General features: G+C 42.4%; 2 protein-coding genes. Both read right to left on the bottom strand.

What is annotated here, in order from left to right; translation table 11 throughout:
- Positions 1–225 (bottom strand): HAD family hydrolase (locus tag ADIWIN_RS20980; protein ID WP_369021501.1); only part of this gene is annotated, 225 nt, incomplete at its 3' end.
- Positions 222–524, bottom strand: a 303-nt coding sequence (locus ADIWIN_RS20975; RefSeq protein ID WP_498370489.1) for an HAD family hydrolase, incomplete at its 5' end; no start/stop codon positions are given. The genes ADIWIN_RS20975 and ADIWIN_RS20980, both read right to left, overlap by 4 nt.

The raw sequence follows: 524 nt of genomic DNA, 5'->3' as shown, positions 1-524 counted from the left end.
GGCTTTCAGTACCTCCTGAGGCGCTGTAATGCCACATATTTCCATGGCTTTGTAAATCATGTCCGGTTGTGGTCTGCCATTTGTCACGTCATCAGCAGTTACCAATCCATCGATGTCTTTCCCTGTTTCCCAGCCTAGTTTTAAAAGTAGCGATAAGGCTGTTTTTCGGTCATAACCAGTATTCAGCACCACAAACACACCTTTATTTCTTAGCCCCTCCATCATTCTTTTACGCCGGGAAAAGTTTTTACCTCTAACTGCTCATAAGTGAGCTTTAGGGTAGGCTTAAAATTGGCGAAAGCTTCAGCTGCGATGGTGGCAATATCTGTGGCATTGGTGCTGGCTTTCAAAACATCTGTTATTGCCTGGTGTTTTTCCTTACCTGCTCCATGGGCTAAAACTTCTTCCAACGTAACGTTAAAGCCTTTGTCGTTGATTACTTTTTGAACGGTCTTATAAACTACATTGTCCTCGTCTACGGTAGTTCCCGCTATATCAAGTACTACAAGTTTAATTTTATTCAT

The sequence above is a fragment of the Winogradskyella psychrotolerans RS-3 genome, from assembly GCF_000427335.1.
GTDB classification, from domain to species: Bacteria; Bacteroidota; Bacteroidia; order Flavobacteriales; family Flavobacteriaceae; genus Winogradskyella; species Winogradskyella psychrotolerans.
This window is presented reverse-complemented; position numbering and strand designations above follow the sequence as displayed.